This is a genomic window from Bradyrhizobium sp. Arg816, assembly GCF_029989365.1.
Taxonomy (GTDB): Bacteria; Pseudomonadota; Alphaproteobacteria; order Rhizobiales; family Xanthobacteraceae; genus Bradyrhizobium.
In genome coordinates this window covers 91297-111178 of the sequence record NZ_JAPRAQ010000013.1, presented here as the reverse complement: position 1 = coordinate 111178, position 19882 = coordinate 91297, and the positions used below count along the sequence as shown (strand labels likewise).

At 64.8% G+C, this 19882-nt stretch carries 12 protein-coding genes; 2 read left to right on the top strand and 10 right to left on the bottom strand.

The window, feature by feature from the left end; all coding sequences use genetic code 11:
* Position 1: 1 nt before the first annotated feature.
* From treZ to OWC48_RS28255, 5 genes are read right to left on the bottom strand one after another with little or no spacing between them, the layout of a single operon-like run.
* Positions 2 to 1756 (bottom strand): malto-oligosyltrehalose trehalohydrolase, encoded by a 1755-nt coding sequence (gene treZ / locus OWC48_RS28275; RefSeq protein ID WP_282522932.1) that lies wholly within the window; start codon positions 1754 to 1756, stop codon positions 2 to 4.
* Positions 1753 to 3831, bottom strand: a complete 2079-nt coding sequence (gene glgX, locus OWC48_RS28270; RefSeq protein ID WP_282522931.1) for a glycogen debranching protein GlgX — start codon at positions 3829 to 3831, stop codon at positions 1753 to 1755. The genes treZ and glgX overlap by 4 nt, the downstream gene beginning before the upstream one ends.
* 3 nt (positions 3832 to 3834) lie before the next feature.
* Positions 3835 to 5982: a 1,4-alpha-glucan branching protein GlgB gene (gene glgB, locus OWC48_RS28265; protein ID WP_282522930.1), complete on the bottom strand. Its 2148-nt coding sequence runs from the start codon at positions 5980 to 5982 to the stop codon at positions 3835 to 3837.
* Positions 5975 to 9265: a maltose alpha-D-glucosyltransferase gene (gene treS, locus OWC48_RS28260; RefSeq protein WP_282522929.1), complete on the bottom strand. Its 3291-nt coding sequence runs from the start codon at positions 9263 to 9265 to the stop codon at positions 5975 to 5977. Before treS ends, glgB begins: the two co-directional genes overlap by 8 nt.
* 10 nt (positions 9266 to 9275) lie before the next feature.
* On the bottom strand, positions 9276 to 11222 hold the full coding sequence (locus OWC48_RS28255) for a maltotransferase domain-containing protein (RefSeq protein ID WP_282522928.1): 1947 nt from the start codon (positions 11220 to 11222) through the stop codon (positions 9276 to 9278).
* 204 nt (positions 11223 to 11426) lie between these two features.
* Between OWC48_RS28255 and malQ the strand changes: the two genes are divergently transcribed.
* Positions 11427 to 13388, top strand: a complete 1962-nt coding sequence (malQ, locus tag OWC48_RS28250; protein WP_282522927.1) for a 4-alpha-glucanotransferase — start codon at positions 11427 to 11429, stop codon at positions 13386 to 13388.
* 30 nt (positions 13389 to 13418) lie between these two features.
* Positions 13419 to 15224, top strand: a complete 1806-nt coding sequence (locus OWC48_RS28245) for a glycoside hydrolase family 15 protein (protein ID WP_282522926.1) — start codon at positions 13419 to 13421, stop codon at positions 15222 to 15224.
* A gap of 1 nt (position 15225) precedes the next feature.
* Here the strand turns inward: OWC48_RS28245 and OWC48_RS28240 are convergent, their stop codons facing one another.
* The 5 genes from OWC48_RS28240 to gnd are packed head-to-tail and all read right to left on the bottom strand — an operon-like array spanning position 15226 to position 19880.
* Positions 15226 to 16038 carry a Cof-type HAD-IIB family hydrolase gene (locus OWC48_RS28240; protein ID WP_282522925.1) on the bottom strand — a complete coding sequence of 271 codons (813 nt, stop codon included), beginning with the start codon at positions 16036 to 16038 and terminating at the stop codon, positions 15226 to 15228.
* A 25-nt stretch (positions 16039 to 16063) separates the two neighbouring features.
* Positions 16064 to 16594 carry a gluconokinase gene (locus OWC48_RS28235; protein ID WP_282522924.1) on the bottom strand — a complete coding sequence of 177 codons (531 nt, stop codon included), beginning with the start codon at positions 16592 to 16594 and terminating at the stop codon, positions 16064 to 16066.
* Positions 16581 to 17330, bottom strand: coding sequence for a 6-phosphogluconolactonase (gene pgl, locus OWC48_RS28230; protein WP_282522923.1), 750 nt, complete (start codon positions 17328 to 17330; stop codon positions 16581 to 16583). The genes OWC48_RS28235 and pgl overlap by 14 nt, the downstream gene beginning before the upstream one ends.
* Positions 17330 to 18841, bottom strand: coding sequence for a glucose-6-phosphate dehydrogenase (zwf, locus tag OWC48_RS28225; protein ID WP_282522922.1), 1512 nt, complete (start codon positions 18839 to 18841; stop codon positions 17330 to 17332). The genes pgl and zwf overlap by 1 nt, the downstream gene beginning before the upstream one ends.
* Positions 18842 to 18881: 40 nt before the next feature.
* The gene (gene gnd, locus OWC48_RS28220; protein ID WP_282522921.1) at positions 18882 to 19880 is read right to left on the bottom strand and encodes a phosphogluconate dehydrogenase (NAD(+)-dependent, decarboxylating); all 999 of its coding nucleotides are present in this window, start codon (positions 19878 to 19880) and stop codon (positions 18882 to 18884) included.
* Between the last annotated feature and the right edge of the window lie 2 nt (positions 19881 to 19882).

Here is a 19882-nt window from a genome sequence, read left to right as displayed (position 1 = left end):
GCTAACCTCCGAGATGCCAGATCACCGACCAGGGTGGGAGCCGATCGCCGCTGACGGAGCCCCAGATCGGCGTGCCTGTCGCGTCGCTCGGACGTGCGATGTCCTTGTCCGAGAGATTGGCGGTCAGGCGCAGCCTCGCGCCGTCGCCCATGCGCCAATGCGCGGTGAGCAGGCCGCTATCGGCCGTCTCGGCATCGCCGAACCTCGCACCCTTCAGCCGCGGTGCGATCTCCTTGTGACGCAGCGCGAGCAGCTCCCGCACCAGCGCGAGCCGCGCATCCTGCTCCGGCGTGTGGCCGGTCCAATCCAGCATGGCCGATTGCAGCGTTTTGGGATCGAGCGGGTCGGGGACCTCGTCGCCGTATTTCTCGTAGGCCCAGGCATATTCCTGCTTGCGACCCTTGCGCACGGCATCGGCAAGGCCACCCTGGAAATCGCAGAAGAACGGGAAGGGTACCGTGGAGCCCCATTCCTCGCCTTGGAACAGCATCGGCACCATCGGTGCGAGCAGCGTCACCGCGAGAGCGGCTTCGATCTGCCGTGGCGATGCCAGGCTCTCGAGCCGATCGCCCAATGGGCGATTGCCGATCTGGTCGTGATTTTGCAGGAAGTTGACGAAGGTCGCCGGCGGCAGCTCGCCGCTCGCCTCGCCGCGCGGCTTCTTGCCCCAGAACTCCGAGATCTCGCCCTGGTAGACGAAGCCTGACGCGAGCGCGCGCGAGAGATCCATGCGCGGCGTCTGGTAGTCGGCGTAATAGCCCGCGAGCTCACCGGTCAGCATCACGTGCCAGACGTGGTGATAGTCGTCGTTCCACTGCGCGCGATATTTGCCGTTGGGCGGATCCTGCGCGGCATCGAGCAGGCTGGCGCGGTTGTCGCCGTTCTCCAGCACGAGATGGATGTGCCGCCCCGTAGCCTTGGCGAGCTCACCGGCGGCGACGCTGAGGTCCTGCAACATCGACTGCTCGCCCGGGATTGCCATGATGTGATTGGCGGCATCCAGTCTCAGGCCGTCAAAGCGGTAGTCGGTGAGCCAGGACAGCGCGTTCTCGACCGCGAAGGCCCGGACCTGCGGCACGCGATAATCGATCGCGCTGCCCCATGGCGTATGCGCATCGGTGAAGAAAGCCGGCGCATAGCGGCCGAGATAATTCCCCTCGGGGCCGAAATGATTGTAGACGACGTCGAGGAAGACCATCAGCCCGCGCAGATGCGCCTCGTCGATCAGTGTCTTCAGGTCCTCGGGCCGGCCGTAGGCGCTGTCGGGCGCGTACCACAGCACGCCGTCATAGCCCCAGCCGCGGCGCCCGGCGAAATCGGCCAGCGGCATCAATTCCAGCGCGGTGATCCCCGTCGTAACGAGATGATCGAGCTTGTCGATCATGGCGCGGTAGGTGCCCTCAGGCGTGAAGGTGCCGACATGGGCCTCGATCAGCACCGTCTCTTCCCAGGGACGTCCGCGCCAATCGCGCGCGCGCCACGCGAAGGCATCATGATCGACGACTTCGCTCGGGCCGGAAACGTCGTCCGGCTGGAAGGCTGATGCGGGATCGGGCACGTCGATCTCGTCGTCGATCCTGAACTGGTAGGGACTGCCGACGGGCAGGCCGGCAATCTCGGCGACATACCAGCCATCCTGCCGGCGCTGCATCGCGTGCCGCCTGTCGAGCAGGAGATCGACTCGGCGAGCACCGGGCGCCCACAGCCGGAACGACACGCCGTCCTTGGTCGGCCTCGCCCCGAAGGATGGTCTCATAGCGCCCCCGCGAAGGCGAGCACGGAGCGCGGCGGCGCCTTGCTGTCGCCTCCGGGCTGCAAATCAACACTGTTCGGCCTGGCATCAGTGGTATTCAGGATCTGCTGCCAGCTCTTGTACTCGGCCATGTTGGGCAATTTGAATGCGATCTCTTCGGGGGCGGCGTTCAGTACGATAAAGATCGCGGCGCTCCCCGGTTCCATCGGCCCCATCACATAGGAGAGGAACCGCCCCTCCGGGAATTTCCAGTCGTTCTCCGTCATCTCGTCGCCGGCGGGCGTCAGCCACAGCGCGCCGTAGGAGACGCCGTCCTTGGGGCGGCCGTCGAGCCAGCGATGGCTGCGAAGCTGCGAGAACCGGCGGCGGATCTCGGCGAGCCCGGCGACGAAATCGACCATGTCGTCGCCGTCCTTGCCGAGATTGTCCCAGCCGACCCAGCCGACCTCGTTATCCTGGCAATAGGCGTTGTTGTTGCCGGACTGCGAATTGCCGACCTCGTCGCCGGCCAGGATCAGCGGAACGCCCTGCGCCAGCATCAGGCAGGCCAGCACGTTCTTGCGAAGCTGCCGCCGCAGCCCGAGAATCTCGGGATCGTCGGTCGGACCCTCGACACCGCAATTGTTGCTGTGGTTGTCGCTGGAGCCGTCGCGATTGTCCTCGCCATTGGCCTCGTTGTGCTTCTCGTTGTAGCTGAAGAGGTCGGCGAGCGTGAAGCCGTCATGCACGGTGATGTGATTGATGCTGGCGCGCGGCCGCCGGCCGTCATGATTGAACAGGTCGGATGACGCCGTCATGCGGCTCGAGATGTCGCCGATCAGGCTGCCTTCGCCGCTCCAGTAGCGGCGCATGGCGCTGCGATACCGGTCGTTCCACTCCGACCATTGGGAAGGGAATGCGCCGACCTGGTAGCCGCCGAGCCCGAGATCCCAGGGTTCGGCGACGAGCTTCACCGCCGCCAGCACCGGGTCCTGCCGGATCGCCGTCAGGAACGAGCTGCCGCGATCATAGCCGTTCGGTCCGCGCGCGAGCGTGGTGGCGAGGTCGAAGCGGAAGCCGTCGACATGGCAGACCTCGACCCAGTAGCGCAGCGAATCCATCACCATCTGGAGCACGCGCGGATGGGTGAGGTTCACCGACGAGCCGCAGCCGGTGAAGTCGTCGTAATAGCGCGGGTTCTCGCGGTTCAGCCAGTAATAGGAGGCATTGTCGATGCCGCGGTAGCACAGGGTCGGACCGAGGTGATTGCCTTCGGCCGTGTGGTTGTAGACGACGTCGAGCATCACCTCGATGCCGGCATCGTGCAGGCGCGCGACCGTGGTGCGGAAGGAATCGAGCGCATTGTCCTGGGCGTAGCGCGGCTCGGGCGCGAAGAAGGACAGCGTGTTGTAGCCCCAATAGTTGGCGAGCTTCTTCTCGACCAGAATGCGGTCGTCGATAAAGCTGTGGATCGGAAGCAACTCGACGGTGGTGACGCCGAGCGTTTTCAAATGCTCGATCATCGCCGGCGACGACAGGCCGCCATAGGTGCCGCGCAAATTCGGCGGCACGTCGTCGCGCTTTTGCGTCAGGCCCTTGACGTGGGCCTCGTAGATGATGGTGTCTTCCCAGGGAATGTTGGGCCGGATCTCGCGACGGCCCCAGTTGAAGGTCTCGTCGACGACGACCGCCTTGGGCATGCCGCGCGCGTTGTCGCGCCGGTCGAAGGAGAGGTCCTCGCGCGGCGAGCCGGTGCGATAGGCGAAATGGGCATCGCTCCAGACCAGCCGCCCGGCGAGCCGTTTGGCGTAGGGGTCGAGCAGCAGCTTGTTGGCATTGAAGCGGTGGCCGTGCTCGGGCTCGTAGGGGCCGTGTACGCGATAGCCGTAGAGCTGGCCCGGCGAGATGTCGTTGAGATAGCCGTGCCAGACGTCCTCGGTCCGCTCGGGCAGCTCGACACGCTCGAGCTCGCGCCTTCCTTGCGTGTCGAACAGGCACAGCTCGACTTTCTGCGCATTGGCGGAGAACAGCGCGAAATTGGTGCCGCGTCCGTCCCAGCTTGCGCCGAGGCGTGCGGGCGATCCAGCAGTCAGGCGCATCGGTCAGCTTTCCGGAACGAGGAAGATCGCGGCGAGCGGCGGAACGGTGAGGCGAAGCTCGGGCGCCTTGCCGTCGGTGGCAAGAACCTCGCCGATGTTTCCGACATTGGTGCCGCCGTAATGGGCGGAGTCCGAATTGAACACCTCTTTCCACTTGCCGGCAAAGGGCACGCGGACGCGATAGTTGCGATAGACGTTGGGTGAGAAGTTGATGATCACGAGACACCGTGCGTGCTCGTCGAATCCCTTGCGCAGCCAGGCGAACACGTTGCGGTTGGCGTCATCCGTGATCAGCCATTCGAAGCCGGCCGGTTCGCAATCCATCTGGTGCAGCGCCGGCACTGCCCGATAGAGCCGGTTGAGGTCGCGGATCAACGCCTGGATGCCGGAATGGTACTTATATTCGAGCAGATGCCAGTCGAGCGACTGGTCGTGATTCCATTCGCGGCTTTGCGCGATCTCCGCGCCCATGAACAGCAGCTTCTTGCCGGGATGGCCGAACATGAAGCTGTAATAGGCGCGCAAATTCGCGAAACGCTGCCATTCGTCGCCGGGCATGCGACCGAGGATCGAACGTTTGCCGTGCACGACCTCGTCATGCGACAGCGGCAGGATGAAGTTCTCCGAGAAAGCGTAGTGCAGGCCGAACAGGATCTCGCCGTGATGATGCTTGCGGTGGATCGGATCCTTGCTGATGTAGTTCAGCGTGTCGTGCATCCAGCCCATGTTCCACTTGTAGCCGAAGCCGAGCCCGCCGAATTCGACCGGGCGCGAGACCTGCGGCCACGCGGTGGATTCCTCGGCCGCCGTGGTCGCCTGCGGGAAGCGCGCGAACAATTCGGTGTTGAAGCGGCGCAGGAACGCGATCGCCTCGATGTTCTCGCGGCCGCCATACTGGTTCGGAATCCAGGCGCCCGGCGGGCGGCTGTAATCGAGATAGAGCATGGAGGCGACCGCATCGACGCGCAGCCCGTCGATCGCGTAACGCTCGAGCCAGAACAGCGCGTTCGACACCAGGAAGTTGGTCACTTCGGTGCGGCCGTAATTGTAGATCAGCGTGCCCCAGTCGAGGTGGCGGCCCTGGAGCGGATTGGCATGCTCGTAGAGCGAGGTGCCGTCAAAGCTGCCGAGGCCGTGCGGATCGTCAGGGAAATGGCCGGGCACCCAGTCGAGCAGCACGCCGACGCCCTCGCGATGGCAGGCATCGACCAGCGCGGCAAAATCCTCAGGCCCGCCGAAGCGGCTGGTTGGCGCATAGAGGCCGGTCGGCTGATAGCCCCAGGAGCCGTCGAACGGATGCTCGCTGACGGGCAGGAATTCAAGATGGGTGAAGCCCATGTCGCGGGCGTAGGCCGGCAGCTGCTCGGCCAGTTCGCGATAGGTGAGCCATTCGTCGCCGTTCTTGCGCCGCCAGGAGCCGAGATGGACCTCGTAGATCGACATCGGCGCCGAGAGCGCGTTGATGCCATCCGGCGCCGGGCGCGGGCGCGCGAGATGTGCCTCGTCGAACACGATGGAAGCCGTCTTCGGCCGCACCTCGCTCGCAAAGGCCATGGGATCGGACTTCAGCGGCAATTGATGGCCGTGCGGCCCGATGATATCGAACTTGTAGTGGTCGCCGCTCTTGGCGTGCGGGATGAACAGCTCCCAATAACCGGCACCGCGTACCCGCATCGGATGGCGCCGTGCGTCCCAGAAATTGAAATCGCCGACCACGGACACGCGCCGCGCATTCGGCGCCAGCACGACGAAGCCGATGCCGTCGATGCCTTCGAGCCGCATCGGATGCGCGCCGAGCTTGTCGTAGAGGCGCTGATGAGTGCCTTCGCCGAGCAGATAGAGATCGAAGTCGGTCAGGATCGGCGGGAGGCGATAGGCATCCTCGAACTCGACGATGTTGTCGCCGAATTTGGCGCGGAGCTGATAGCGCTTCGAACCGTTCGGCAGGGCGCCGATGAACAGGCCCGAAGCGTGGACGCGATCGAGCTTCGCCACCTCGCCATGTTCGCCCACCGCCTCGACATTGGTGGCCTCGGGGAGGAACGCGCGCACCACGCTCTTGCCGCCCTCGGGATGCAACCCGAGATAATGGAAGGGGTCGGAGTGGCGGCCCTCGATGATCGCGTAGGCCTCGGCTGGCAGTTTAGGCATGGGCTTCGCTCTCATTGGACAGAATGCGAAGCAGTCCGGTCAGCGGCGCGCGGAGCCCCTCAGGCCGGTGGGACAGCTCGTACTCTACTTCGTCGAAGGCTTGATCAAGCAGGAAAAACCTTAACAGGCCTTCCGCGGATTGCCGATCTTCCGGCCACAGCCGGCGATCGGTCATGGCTTCGCGGTAAGCGTTAAGGAATGTCGCGGCGGCGCGTTCGCGCCATTCGTCGAGTGCGGTCGCAAGCCGGTCCTGCTCGTCGGATGCGCCCGTCAGCGCGCGGCTGAGCGCTGTGTTAACCGAAAGCTCAATCGAGCGGATCAGGCCGGCGACGTCGCGTGCGGCAGGCAGCTTGCGCCGCTTGTCGGCCAGCGCGAGATGCGGATTGCCGTCGAAATCGATGATGAAGATATCGTCCTTCACGATCAGAGTTTGCCCGAGGCGGAAGTCGCCATGATGACGGATGTTCAACCCGGCGATGCCGGATGGCAAGAGGGCGTCGAGGTGGTCGGGCAGGGTCGCACGCACCGCGACGAGCCGATCGATCAGCGGCCGGTCGGATTCCCGCAGGCCGTCGCGGCTGTCGGCGAGCCGTTCAAAAACCCGCTCGGCCCGTGCCTTGAGGTCGGAGGCCCAGCGTTTGACGTGGGCGGGGCCGATCGGCTCCGGCGCGAGATTGTCGGGCTTGGCGGCGGCCAGCGCCACATGCAGCTCGGCAAGCCGCCGGCCGATCTGCGCCACGAAGTGCAGATAGGGCGCCTGCTCCTGGGTCTCGCGGGGCGCTTCGCCCATCGGCGCCAGCCGCTGCTCGTCGATATAGCGGTCGAGATAGCCCGTGGTGACGGCCCAGCCGTCGCCCTGGTTCTCGACATAAGCGTGCAGGACGCCGACCGCGCTGCTTCTATCGCCCTCGATCAACTCGACGCTGCCGAGCAGCGCCGGGGTATTGGCAAAGCGCGCGACCTCGGTGAGATAGCAGCCGATCTCGATCTCGGGATTGATGCCGCTTTCGAGCTGGCGATGAATTTTGGCGACGTACTGGTTGTCGACCAGCGCCGTGCTGTTCGACTGCTCGATGGTGCGGATGCGTCCGGGCTCCTTGATGATGTAATCGGCAAACCGGCTGGTCGCCTTGAATTCCAGCCGCAGATTGTTCTCATCCACCACCAGGTTCTGCGACAGGCCCCGCAGGAAAAGCCCGATGAAGATCTGCTCGGTTGCTACGTCGAGCAGCGTGCCTTCGCGCGCGCCCTGGCGCACGGCAGCGAGCGCCTTCGGGTTGAACCGCTCGCGGTCGAAGCGCACCCACTCGATCTGCATCGGCAGCACGTAGCGCGTGGTAACGTCGTTCTGCGTGGTCTCGAAGAACGCGATCCAGGGTCTGTTGTCGCCGATGTCGCTGAAAGGCACCGCCGAGATCAGCGTGGCCTGGATGTGCTTGGGATTGTGCTCGGGATACCAGCGGGTCCGCGACAGGAAGCCCGGCAGCACGTCGCGCTCGAACACGCCGCGCTCGCGCGCGAGCGACACCCAGTTCGAATTGACCGGCACCACCAGTGTCTCGAACTCCGGTACCGCGCGCGGCGTCACCGGCTCGGACTTGTCGCGCTCGGTGAGCTGGAACCAGTAGAAGCCGTACGGCCCGAGCGTGATCATGTAGGGCAGCTCGCCGATCGGCGGAAAACGCGTGCGTCCGAGCATCTCCTGCGGAATGCGGTCCTTCCACGGCGACAGGTCGAGCTCGGTCGCCTGGGCTGCGCGCGAGAGGTTGGCGACGCACAGGATGACCTCGTCGTTGTACTGCCGGACATAGGCCAGCACGGCGCGGTTGGCCGGGCGGATGAAGGTCATGGTGCCGCGGCCGAAGGCGAGGGTCGATTTGCGCACCGAGATCAGGCGCTTGGTGGCGCTGAGCAGCGAGGACAGGCTGCGCGACTGCGCTTCCACGTTGACCGACTCGTAGCCGTAGACGGGGTCCATGATCAGCGGCGCATAGAGGCGGGCCGGATCGCATCGGGAAAAGCCGCCATTGCGGTCCGGACTCCACTGCATCGGCGTGCGCACGCCGTTGCGGTCGCCGAGATAGATGTTGTCGCCCATGCCGATCTCATCGCCGTAATAGATGATCGGCGTGCCGGGAAAGGACAGCAGCAGCGAGTTCATCAGCTCGATCTTGCGGCGGTCATTGTCCATCAGCGGCGCTAGCCGCCGGCGGATGCCGACATTGATGCGGGCGCGAGGATCGTTGGCGTAAGTGGTCCAGAGATAGTCGCGCTCGACGTCGGTGACCATCTCCAGCGTCAGCTCGTCATGGTTGCGCAGGAACAGCGCCCATTGGCAGCTTGCGGGAATGTCCGGCGTCTGTCGCAAGATGTCGGTGATCGGAAAGCGGTCTTCCTGCGCGATTGCCATGTAGATGCGCGGCATCAGCGGGAAGTGATAGGCCATGTGGCACTCGTCGCCGCGGCCGAAATATTCCTGCACGTCCTCCGGCCATTGATTGGCCTCGGCCAGCAGCAGCTTGCCCTTCGAGTAGGAATCCAGCTCCTGACGCAGACGCTTGATGATGGCATGCGTCTCGGGGAGGTTCTCGTTGTTGGTGCCGTCGCGTTCGCAGAGATAGGGAATGGCATCCAGGCGGAAGCCGTCGACGCCGGCATCCAGCCAGCGCTTCATCACCTGGATCAGCGCGCTGACCACGCGCGGATTGTCGAAATTGAGGTCCGGCTGGTGCGAGAAGAAGCGGTGCCAGTAGAACGCCCCGGCCTCGTGGTCCCAGGTCCAGTTCGACTTCTCGGTGTCGGTGAAGATGATCCGCGTGCCCTGGTATTTCTGGTCGGTGTCGCTCCAGACATACCAGTTGCGGGCGCTCGAGCCCGGATGGCTGCGGCGCGCGCGCTTGAACCATTTGTGCTGGTCGGAGGTGTGATTGACGACGAGCTCGGTGATGACGCGCAGGCCGCGCTTCTGCGCTTCCTGGATGAAGCGCTTGAAGTCCTTCATCGTCCCGAAATCGGGATTGACCGAGCCGTAGTCGGCGATGTCGTAGCCGTCGTCGCGTCCTGGCGATGGATAGAACGGCAGCAGCCACAGCGCGGTGACGCCGAGCTCCTGGAGATAGGGCAGCTTCTCGGTCAGTCCGGCGAAATCGCCGATGCCGTCATGGTTGCTGTCGGCAAACGCCTTGACGTGGAGCTGGTAGATGATGGCGTCCTTGTACCAGAGTTCATCCACGATCTCGGCTGCCTCGGCTTTCTTGGTGTCGACGGAAGACAAAACGTTCATGGCGTGATCCTTACGCCAGACAGCGGAACAGCAGCGCCGGATCGCGGTCGGGATCGATACGCAATTTGATCCCGCCCCATTCGATGCGGGACTGTTCGCCTGTGATGAGATTCTCGAGTGCGGTGACGTGGCGGCGTGCGCCGCCGGCGTCAATGGTGAGGTCGCCCAGCGGCAACCAGACTTCGCGCGCATGGCGCGAGAGGGCGATGGCCGCGACGACGGCGTTGGCTGGATCGGCCGCTTCCTTGGCAAAGGCGATCGTCTCGCCGTCCTCGACGCCGAGGAAGCGCAAATTCTGTGTCTGCTGAAGCGCGGCGTTATCGTTGCGGATGCGATTGAGGGCGGCGATGTAGGCCTTGATGTTGCCGGGCCGGTCCCAGTCGCGGTGCTTGATCTGGTATTTCTCGGAATCGAGATATTCTTCGCGCCCGGGAACCGCGTCATGCTCCAGCAGCTCGAACCCGCTGTAGATGCCGTAACTGCCGGACAGCGTCGCTGCCAGCGCGACCCGCGACTTGAACGCCCAGGGCTCGCCGCCCTGGAGATGATAGGGCAGCAGGTCGGGCGTGCTCACGAACAGGCTCGCCCGGTAGAAATCGCGCTCGGGATAGCGCGTCAGCTCGCCCAGATATTGCTCCAGCTCCCACTTCGCCGTGCGCCAGGGGAAATAGCTGAAGGACTGTGCAAAGCCGAGCTTGGCGAGGCCCTTCATCAGCTTTGGCCGTGCAAAGGTCTTGGAGAACAGGATCACCTCGGGATGGCGGCGGCGGATGTCGCTGATCAGCCACTCCCAGAACGGAAGCGGCGCGGTGTCGTGATTGTCGATGGCGAAGATGGTGATGCCGTGGTCGATCCAGAACAGCATGGCGTCGCGAAACGCGTTCCACAGCCCGGCCCTGTCGACGGAGGCGAAATCGGGGATGACGATGTCCGAATAGGGATCATCCGCCGCCCGCACCGAGCGGTCCGGCCGCCATTTGAACCATTCCGGATGCTGCACCAGCCAGGGATGGTCCGGCGAGCATTGCACGGCGAAGTCGAGCGCGAGCTCGAGGCCATATTCGAGACAGGTCGCGACCAGCGCGCGGAAATCCTCGATCGTGCCGAGCTCGGGATGCAGTGCATCGTGCCCGCCCTCGGCCGTACCGATCGCATAGGGCGAGCCGGGATCGCCTTCGGTCGCCACCGGCGCATTGTTGCGGCCCTTGCGGCGGGTGCGGCCAATGGGGTGGATGGGCGTGAAGTAGAGCACGTCAAAGCCCATCGCGGCGATGTCGGGTACGCGCGCGATGCAGTCACGGAGCGTGCCATGCCGGCCGGGACTCTGGCTCTGGCTGCGCGGCATCATCTGATACCAGGCGCCGAAGCGGGCTTTGTCGCGGTCGACGATCAGCGGGAAGTTCTGCGAGCGGGTCAGGTCGGGCCGCGATTGGCTCTCAGCCATGGCCGCGCCGAGATCGGCTGCAAGCAGCGAGCCGACATCGCCGGTCTGAAGATAATCCTCGCATTGCTTCACGATGACCGCCGCCGCGTCCTGCCGGGCGCCATGCGCCTTGGTCAGGAGGCCGGCGCCCTCGATCGCATCGAGGCTGACGTCCGCGCCGGTGCGCCGCTTGCGCTCAACCCCGTGCGACCAGGTGGCGAATTCGTCGGTCCATGCTTCGATCGCATAGACATATTGGCCGGGCTCGACGGGCGTGAACGCGCCGGACCAGCGGTCATTGCCGTGATGGATCATCGGCTCGCTCCGCCATTCCCGGTCCTGCTCTCCTCGCCAGATCAGCGCGGCACCGATCACCGCGTGGCCGCCGCGATAGATGTCCGCCCAGACGTCGACCCGTTCGCCCGCAATCCGCTTCACGGCGAAACGGCCGCTGTCGATCGAGGGATAGATATCTTCGATGAGGAAAGCGCTGCCGGCTGCGGCACTCTCGACAGTTTGAATTGTCTTGTTCACGGTGATGCCATTGACAAGAAAGCAGGAGCCCGTTTCCCTTGTCGGGAACCTACGCTTGATACCAATATAGAAAGCCGCTTGTGTGTCATTGGTTCCCTTGGGAACGGCAGGCACGGTCTGCGAGTTACGCCTGACTAACCTCTTCCACGACCTCGTTAAAATCCATGCCCCCGGCCGGATAACGGCCTGCAAGCTGCGTGCCGAATGGATCTTTTAGCTCAAGCCCGGATCAAGGGCGTTCAGTCCGAATTCGTCGATGCCCTCGGAAAGCTGCGGGTCACCGATCCCGTGGCCCTCAAATCCATCCTCGAGGCCCTGCCGGAGAAGCGGGTTTACCGCTTCGTCGGCGGGCCCGTGGTGGTGCGCGCCCTGGGGCATCCGCGCACCGAATTGACGACGATCGGCGCGCCGCCGCTGCAATGGACATTGCGCGCAAACGGCAATGTGATCGCGCAAGGCGAGACGCGCGAGCCCGTGATCGCCTGGCCCGCCGGCCTGCCGCTCGGTTATCACCGGTTGACGCTGACCGATGCCAAGGGTGTAGCGGAAGAGGTGCCGATGATCGTGGCGCCCGAGCGCGCGTTCGGCGGCGATTTCGACCGTGGCTGGCTGCTTGCCGTGCAGCTCTACAGCGTCCGCTCGGACCGCAACTGGGGCATTGGCGATTTCACGGATCTCGCCGGTCTCGTCCGGCTCGCCAGGCAGTTAGGGGCCGATGGCGTCGGGCTCAATCCGCTGCATGTCCTGTTCGACAACCACCCCGCCGATTGCAGCCCCTATTCGCCGAACAGCCGGCTGTTTCTCAACCCGCTCTATATCGACGTTGAGGCGATCCCGGAATTTTCCGCCGACCTCGTCCCCGACGCGGCTGCGACCGCCGCGCGGCTCCGCGAAGGCGACCGTGTGCCCTATGCGGACATGGCGGCACTGAAGTGGCTCGGCCTGCGCGCCGCCTACAACAGTTTCCTGACGAGTGCGAGCGAGGCGCGCCGCAAGGAGTTTGACGCATTCCGTGCCGCGCGTGCGCCGTTATTGTCCCGCTTTGCCTGCTTCGAGGTGCTGCGGCATCGCTTCTCCGGGCCTTGGTGGGAGTGGCCGCAAGAGTGGCTGCAGCCGGATGAAGCCAAATGCGCCGAGCTCCGCAACGGTCCCGACGAGCGCGAGGTCGCGTTCGTCGAATTCGTGCAATGGACGGCCGATAGCCAATTGCATGCCGCCAAGGAATTGGCCGGCCAGCTCGGCATGCGCGTCGGGCTCTATCTCGACGTCGCCGTCGGCGTGCAGTCCAACGGCTTCGACGCCTGGAACGAGCAGATGGCGATTTCGCGCCATCTCGCCGTCGGCGCGCCGCCCGACGTGCTCAACACCGTCGGACAGGATTGGGGCCTTGCCGGCTTCAATGCCGGTGGTCTGGAGGCCCAATCCTTCGTGCCGTTCGCCGACATGCTGGCCGCCTCGATGCGCCACGCCGGCGCGATCCGGCTCGATCACGTGCTAGGCTTGAAACGGCTGTATCTGGTGCCGCGCGGCTTCAAGCCGGACAACGGCGCCTATGTGCAGATGCCGTTCGAGGCGCTGCTCGGCGCCGTGGTGCGCGAGAGCGCGGCGCACAAATGCATCGTGATCGGCGAGGACCTCGGCACCGTGCCGGAAGGTTTCCGCGAGACGATGCAGGATTTCGGTATCTGGTCCTACCTCGTCATGATGTTCGAGCGCGACGATGCCGGCCGCTTCCGCAATGCCGACCACTACCGGCCCAATGCGCTGGTCACGCTGAACACGCATGATCTGTGCACCTATGCCGGCTGGCGCTCCTTCAGCGATCTCAGGATGAAGCGCTCGCTCGGGCTCGACCCCGGCGAGAACGACCAGGCGCGCTGGGATGCGCTCGGCAGGCTCGACGAGATCCTGCGCCAGAACGGCATCAACGCCAACGATCTCTATTCGGTGCTCGCCTTCCTGTCGCGGACGCCGTCGCGTCTTCTGGCGGTGTCGCTGGAGGATCTGCTCGGCGTGATCGACCAGCCCAACATTCCCGGCACGATCGATGAGCATCCGAACTGGCGCCAGCGCCTGCCGGTGGCGCTGGACAAGATCGCCGCCAAGGTCGATCTTGCGGCCTTGAAGGCGGCGACGCGGGAACGCTCGTTGACCGGCGGGAGTTGAAACGGCGGATTTTCCGGGGCTCGTAACACATTGGCTCAGAGGATCGAGGACTATGCGCTGATCGGCGATTGCGAGACCGCAGCGCTGGTCGGGCGCGACGGCTCGATCGACTGGCTGTGCTGGCCGGCCTTCGATTCCGATGCCTGCTTTGCCGCGATCCTCGGCACGCACAAGAACGGCCGCTGGCTGATCGCGCCGGGCGAGGACACGACCTCCATCTCGCGCCGCTATCTCGGCAACACCCTCATCCTCGAAACGCGCTTCGAGACCAGGAGCGGCACCATTGCGCTGATCGACTTCATGCCGCCGCGCGGCAAGGCCTCCGACATCGTGCGGCTGGTCCGTGGCCTCACGGGCACGGTGAAGATGCGGATGGAGCTCGTCATCCGCTTCGGCTTCGGCGTCGACATTCCCTGGGTGCGACGCATCGACCATTCGCTGCTGGCGGTCGCCGGCCAGGACATGACGGTGCTGCGCACCCCGGTGGAGACCCGCGGCGAGGATCTGACCACGGTCTCCGACTTCGACGTGAAGGCCGGCGAGACGGTGCCGTTCGTGCTGACCTACGGCCCCTCGCATCTCGATCCGCCCGCGCCGATCGATCCGGAGATCGCCTTCCAGGAGACCGAGAAATTCTGGAACGAATGGTGCAGCCGCTGCACCCGCGACGGCGAATATCACGATCTGATCGTACGCTCGCTGATCACGCTGAAGGCGCTGACCTTCGCCCCCACCGGCGGCATCGTCGCGGCGCCCACCACCTCGTTGCCGGAAAAGCTCGGCGGTGCCAGGAATTGGGATTACCGCTTCTGCTGGCTGCGCGATGCGACCTTCACGCTGCTGGCGCTGATGAACTCGGGTTACACCGAGGAAGCATTGGCCTGGCACAATTGGCTCTTACGCGCCGCGGCAGGCTCGCCGGCGAACATGCAGATCATGTACGGCATCTGGGGCCAGCGGCGTCTGCTGGAATGGGAAGCGGGCTGGCTCGACGGCTATGAGGGCGCCCAGCCGGTGCGGGTCGGCAACGCCGCGCATGCGCAGCTCCAGCTCGACGTCTACGGCGAACTGATCGACGCCTTCCACCAGTCGCGCATGGCCAAGCTCAAGCTCGACGACGAGACGACCTGGGCGCTGGAATGCGCCGTGCTCAACCATCTCGCCGAGGTCTGGGACCATCCCGACAACGGCATCTGGGAGCTGCGTGGACAGCCGAAGCACTACGTGTTCTCCAAGGTCATGACCTGGGTCGCCTTCGACCGCGGCATCAAGAGCGCCGAGACCTTTGGCTTCAAGGCGCCGCTGCTGCACTGGCGCGCCCTGCGCGAAGCCATTCATCGCGATGTCTGCAACAAGGGATTTGACGCGGAGGAGAATGCCTTCGTCGACTTCTATGGTTCAAAGCTGCTCGATGCCAGCGTGCTGCTGCTGCCGGCCGTCGGCTTCCTGCCGCCATCGGACCCGCGCATTCGGGGCACCATCGCCGCCGTCGAGAAACACATGATGCGCGACGGTTTTGTGCTGCGCCACGATCCCCGCGAAGTGTCCGAGGAGACGCAGCCGATCGAGGGCGCGTTCCTGGCCTGCAGCCTGTGGCTGGCCGACGCCTATGTGCTGTCGGGCGATCTCGACAAGGCGCAGGCGCTGTTCGATCGGGTGGCGGGGCTCGCAAATGACGTCGGCCTGCTGGCCGAGGAATACGATTCCATCGCGCGACGCCAGACCGGCAATTTCCCGCAGGCGCTGACCCACATCGCGCTCATCAACACCGCCCACAATCTGTCGGCGGCAAGGCAGGAAAGTGAGAAGCCGGCGGTGCAGCGCTCGAAGCAATGACTCAAGCGACCCCATTCCGCTTCAAAATCACCTCCATCGCCTCCGCAAAACCGTCCTGCTCATTGGTCGCGGTGACGTGGGTGGCCTGGTCCTTGACGCTGTCGGTGGCATTGCCCATGGCGATCGAGGTGCCGCTGACGCGGAACATCGCGAGGTCGTTCTGCATGTCGCCGATGGTGGCGACCGCGTCGGTGGAAATACCGAGGCGCTTGGCCATGGCCTGCACGAAGGTGCCCTTGTCGAAGCCGGGCGGCGTGATGTCGAGATAGTAGGTCTGCGAGCGCACCGCGGTGGCATCGCTGCCCAGCGCCGCCTGCATCGCCTTCTCGCAACGCTCCAGGCCGGCCGCATCGGCGCTGGCGCCGACGATCTTGCAGGCGCTGGTGAGAAACGGCGCAAAATCCGTCACGATGGTCGGGGCGGAGCGGATCGTGTGCTGCTCGTGCGCGACGTATTTACCATCAGGGTTATCGATCAGCCATTTGTCGGTGGTGAAGAGCCAGATGTCGGCGCCGAACTCCCGGAGGATCTTTAGCGACCGTTCAGCCGCGCTCGCCGGGATCAGGTGCTGCTCGACGGGATGCATCTCGGGATCGACGATCGAGGAGCCGTTGAACGGGCCGATCGGCAGCCAGAGCGCCAGCGGCTCGATCAGGAATCGCATGCCGATCGCGGGGCGGCTGGAGGTGATGGTGAAGCCGATGCCGGCCTGGTGCAGCCGCTGGACCGCGGACCGCGCGCGCTCCGTCAGCGTCTTGTCCTTGGTCAGCAGCGTGCCGTCGACGTCGGAGACGACCAGTGAAATTTTCGTCATGGCAGGACCTCAGGGTTTATCGGCCTCAGCGTTTCGCCCCGCTCAGTTTCAATTGCCGCACCACGCCGTCCACGATCGCCTCGACGGATTCGTCGATCGAGACGGTGACGACATGTTCGCCCGCTTCCGGCGGCTCCAGCGTGTCGAATTGGCTCGTCAGGAGTCCGGGCGGCATGAAATGGCCCTTGCGTTGCGCGAGGCGGGCGGCGATCAGCTCTTTGGTGCCCCTCAGGAAGATGAAGCGAACGTCGTCGCGTCCGCGCAGCAGCACGTCGCGATAGGTGTGCTTCAGCGCCGAGCAGGCGATGATGACGTGCTCGCCCTTGTCGCAAACCCGCGCGATCTCGTCGGCGATGGCGTTGAGCCAGGGCCAGCGGTCCTCGTCGGTGAGGGGATGGCCGGCCCGCATCTTCTCGACATTGCTGGCGGGGTGAAAGCTGTCGCCGTCCTCGAAACGCCAGCCGAGCCGCTGCCCGAGCGCCTCCGCAACCGTACTCTTGCCTGAACCCGACACGCCCATCACGATCAACGCACAAGGTGCTTCAACGCCCGCCACGAATTCCCTCCGGAAGCGCGGCCCTATCGACCAGCCAGACGGTCTCACCATTCGAGCGCGCGCGTACAGCCGGCAGAGTCTCGCCATTGAGCAGGCGCGTCAAGATCGGCTGCTTGTCGTGCCCGGCAATCTCGAACAGCATTTCGCGGCAGGAAGCCAAAGCGGGCAGGGTCAGCGAGACCCGCGGCACGAACGGCGCGACATTGGCCTTGGGGACGCCGACCACCCAGCGCATGGTCTCCTCGATCGCGGGGTAGCCGGGGAAGAGCGAGGCGGTGTGGCCGTCCGGGCCCGCGCCCATCAGGACCATGTCGAACAGCGGCCGTGCCGGATCGAGGTTTTTGGCGCCGTAGAAGGACTGAAGCTCGCGCGCATAGGCCTCGGCACCCGCTTCGGGGCTTTCAGCCGTGGTTGGGATCGGGTGAATATGCCCGGACGGCGCATTGCGGTCGAGAAAGGTCGCGCGAGCGACCGCCATGTTGTTGAGGGGATCGCTCGAAGGCACGAAACGCTCGTCACCGATGAACCAGTGCACGCGGTCCCACGGGATCTTGCCGCGATACGCGTCGCTGCCGAGCAATTGATAGAGCTTCTTCGGGCTGGAGCCGCCGGTGAGGCAGATCGCGATCCGCCCGGGATTTGCTGATATCCGCGCCAAAACCCGTTCGGCTGCGGCCTGCGCCAGCGTCTCGGCGTCGGCCTCGACGATCAGCTTCGGCTGGTCGGCCGCTGCCATCACGAATACTTCCGCCAGCTGCGCCCGTCGCGCCGGAGCAGCTCATCGGCGCAGGCCGGGCCGTCGCTGCCGGCGTCATAGGTCTCGATGCCGTTGGTGCCTTCACTTTTCCAGGCATCCAGGAACGGCTGCACCGCCTGCCATCCGGCCTCGATGCCGTCGGCGCGCTGGAACAGGATGTTGTCGCCGATCATGCAGTCGTAGATCAGCGTCTCATAGCCGGTCGAGGGATCGGCTCGGAAATAGTCGCCGTAGCGGAATTTCATCTCGACGCCGTCGATGGTGACGCTCGGCCCCGGAATCTTGGCATTGAACTGGAGCTCGATGGTCTCGGTCGGTGCGATGCCGATGGTGAGAAAGTTCTGCGACAGGCGGTCGACCGTCGTGCCTGAGAACATCGACAGCGGCGCCTGCTTGAACTTGATCGCGACTTCGGTGCGCTTGTGACCCAGCGCCTTGCCGGTGCGCAGATAGAACGGCACGCCGGCCCAGCGCCAATTGTCGATCATCAGTTTCAGCGCGACAAAGGTCTCGGTGGTGCTGCCGGGCTTGACGTCTTCGGTCTTGCGGTAGTCCGCGATCTCGTCATCGCCAATGCGGCCGGCAAGATATTGCGCGCGCACCGAATTTTTAAGCGCTTCCTCGCGGCTCGGCTGCTGAATCGACGTGAGCACTTCGGCCTTCTCGGAGCGCACGGAATGCGCGTCGAAGCGCGCCGGCGGCTCCATTGCGACCAGCGACATCAGCTGGAACAGATGGTTTGGCACCATGTCGCGCAGCGCGCCGGTGGCGTCGTAGAAGCCGCCGCGATGGCCGACGCCGAGCTTCTCCTCCACCGTGATCTGGATGTGGTCGATGTGGTTGCGATTCCAGATCGGCTCGAACATGCCGTTGGCGAAGCGCAGCACCAGGATGTTCTGCACCGTTTCCTTGCCGAGATAGTGATCGATCCGGTAGATCTGGTGCTCGTCCATGATCTTCAGCAGCTCGGCATTCAGCGCCTTGGCCGAGGCGAGGTCGGTGCCGAACGGCTTTTCGATCACGAGCCGCCGCCAGGCGCCGTTCTCCTTCATCATGCCGGTGCGGCCGAGCTCGCGCGCGGTCGGCGCGAACGCGGCAGGCGGCGTTGCCAGATAGAACAGTCGGTTGCCGCCGGTGTCCTGCGCGCATTCCAGCGAATCCAGATGCTCGCGCAGGCGGTCGAAGGAGGGTGGATCCTTCGGATCGGCCTCGACGAAGGTCACGCATTCCAGCAGCCTCGTGGCGATGTCGTCGTCCACGGGACGGGTCGCGAACTGGCGCAGGCCCTTCAACAGGCCGTCGCGCAGCTCGTCATCCGACTGGCGGTTGCGGGCCACGCCGACGACGCAAAACTTCTCCGGCAACAGGTGCTCGGCGGCGAGATTGTAGAGCGACGGCATCACCAGCCGATGGGTGAGGTCACCGGTGACGCCAAAGATGACGAAGGCGCAATTTTCAGGCTTGCGCTTGGCTTGCGGGTCTTTTGTCACGAATGATCGGCCTTCGCTCTGTTACTTGTGACTTCGGCTTTTATTTGGGTTTCGAAGCGCCCGGCTGCTTCGGCTCCTTGTGGCCGCCGAAACCCGCGCGCATCGCGGAGAGAATTTTTTCGGCGAAGGTGTGTTCCTTGCGGGAACGGAAACGTGTGTAGAGGGCCGCGGTCAAAACTTCGGCCGGCACAGCCTCGTCGATTGCCGCATTCACGGTCCAGCGGCCTTCGCCGGAATCCTCGACGAAGCCGGAATATTCCGCGAGTGCAGGGCTGTCGGCGAGCGCCGTCGAGGTGAGGTCGAGCAGCCAGGACGGGATCACACTGCCGCGCCGCCATACCTCGGCGATGTCGGCGAGGTCGAAATCGTACCGATGATCCGCCGGCAAAGCCTCGATGTTGGCATTCTTGAGGATGTCGAAACCTTCGGCATAGGCCTGCATCAGGCCGTATTCGATGCCGTTGTGGATCATCTTGACGAAATGGCCGGCGCCCACGGGACCTGCGTGGATGTAGCCCTGCTCGATGCGGGGATCGCGCCCCTCACGTCCCTCCGTGCGCGGAATGTCGCCGGCGCCGGGCGCCAGCGCGGCGAAGATCGGATCGAGCCGGTCGACCACTTGCTTCTCGCCGCCGATCATCATGCAATAGCCGCGGTCGAGGCCCCAGACGCCGCCCGAGGTGCCGACGTCGACATAATGGATGCCGCGTTCCTTCAGCGCCTTGCCGCGGCGGACATCGTCCTGCCAGAACGTGTTGCCGCCGTCGATGATGACGTCGCCGGCCTGCATCACGCCCGCGATGGTGTCGATCGTCGTCTCGGTGATGTGGCCGGCAGGCAGCATCACCCAGGCCGTGCGCGGCCGCTCCAGTTTGGCGACAAAATCTTCCAGCGTCGCCGCGCCCTGTGCGCCATCCGCGGCGAGACCCGCGACGGCCTTGGCGTCCTTGTCGTAGACCACGGTCGTATGGCCGTGACGCATCACGCGGCGAACGATGTTGCCGCCCATCCGGCCGAGGCCGATCATGCCGAGTTGCATCG

Bases quoted from the DNA above. Each gene is read 5' to 3' on its own strand.
- treZ (WP_282522932.1), bottom strand. From the start codon at position 1,756: ATGAGACCATCCTTCGGGGCGAGGCCGACCAAGGACGGCGTGTCGTTC.
- glgX (WP_282522931.1), bottom strand. From the start codon at position 3,831: ATGCGCCTGACTGCTGGATCGCCCGCACGCCTCGGCGCAAGCTGGGAC.
- glgB (WP_282522930.1), bottom strand. From the start codon at position 5,982: ATGCCTAAACTGCCAGCCGAGGCCTACGCGATCATCGAGGGCCGCCAC.
- treS (WP_282522929.1), bottom strand. From the start codon at position 9,265: ATGAACGTTTTGTCTTCCGTCGACACCAAGAAAGCCGAGGCAGCCGAG.
- malQ (WP_282522927.1), top strand. From the start codon at position 11,427: ATGGATCTTTTAGCTCAAGCCCGGATCAAGGGCGTTCAGTCCGAATTC.
- OWC48_RS28240 (WP_282522925.1), bottom strand. From the start codon at position 16,038: ATGACGAAAATTTCACTGGTCGTCTCCGACGTCGACGGCACGCTGCTG.
- pgl (WP_282522923.1), bottom strand. From the start codon at position 17,330: ATGGCAGCGGCCGACCAGCCGAAGCTGATCGTCGAGGCCGACGCCGAG.
- gnd (WP_282522921.1), bottom strand. From the start codon at position 19,880: ATGCAACTCGGCATGATCGGCCTCGGCCGGATGGGCGGCAACATCGTT.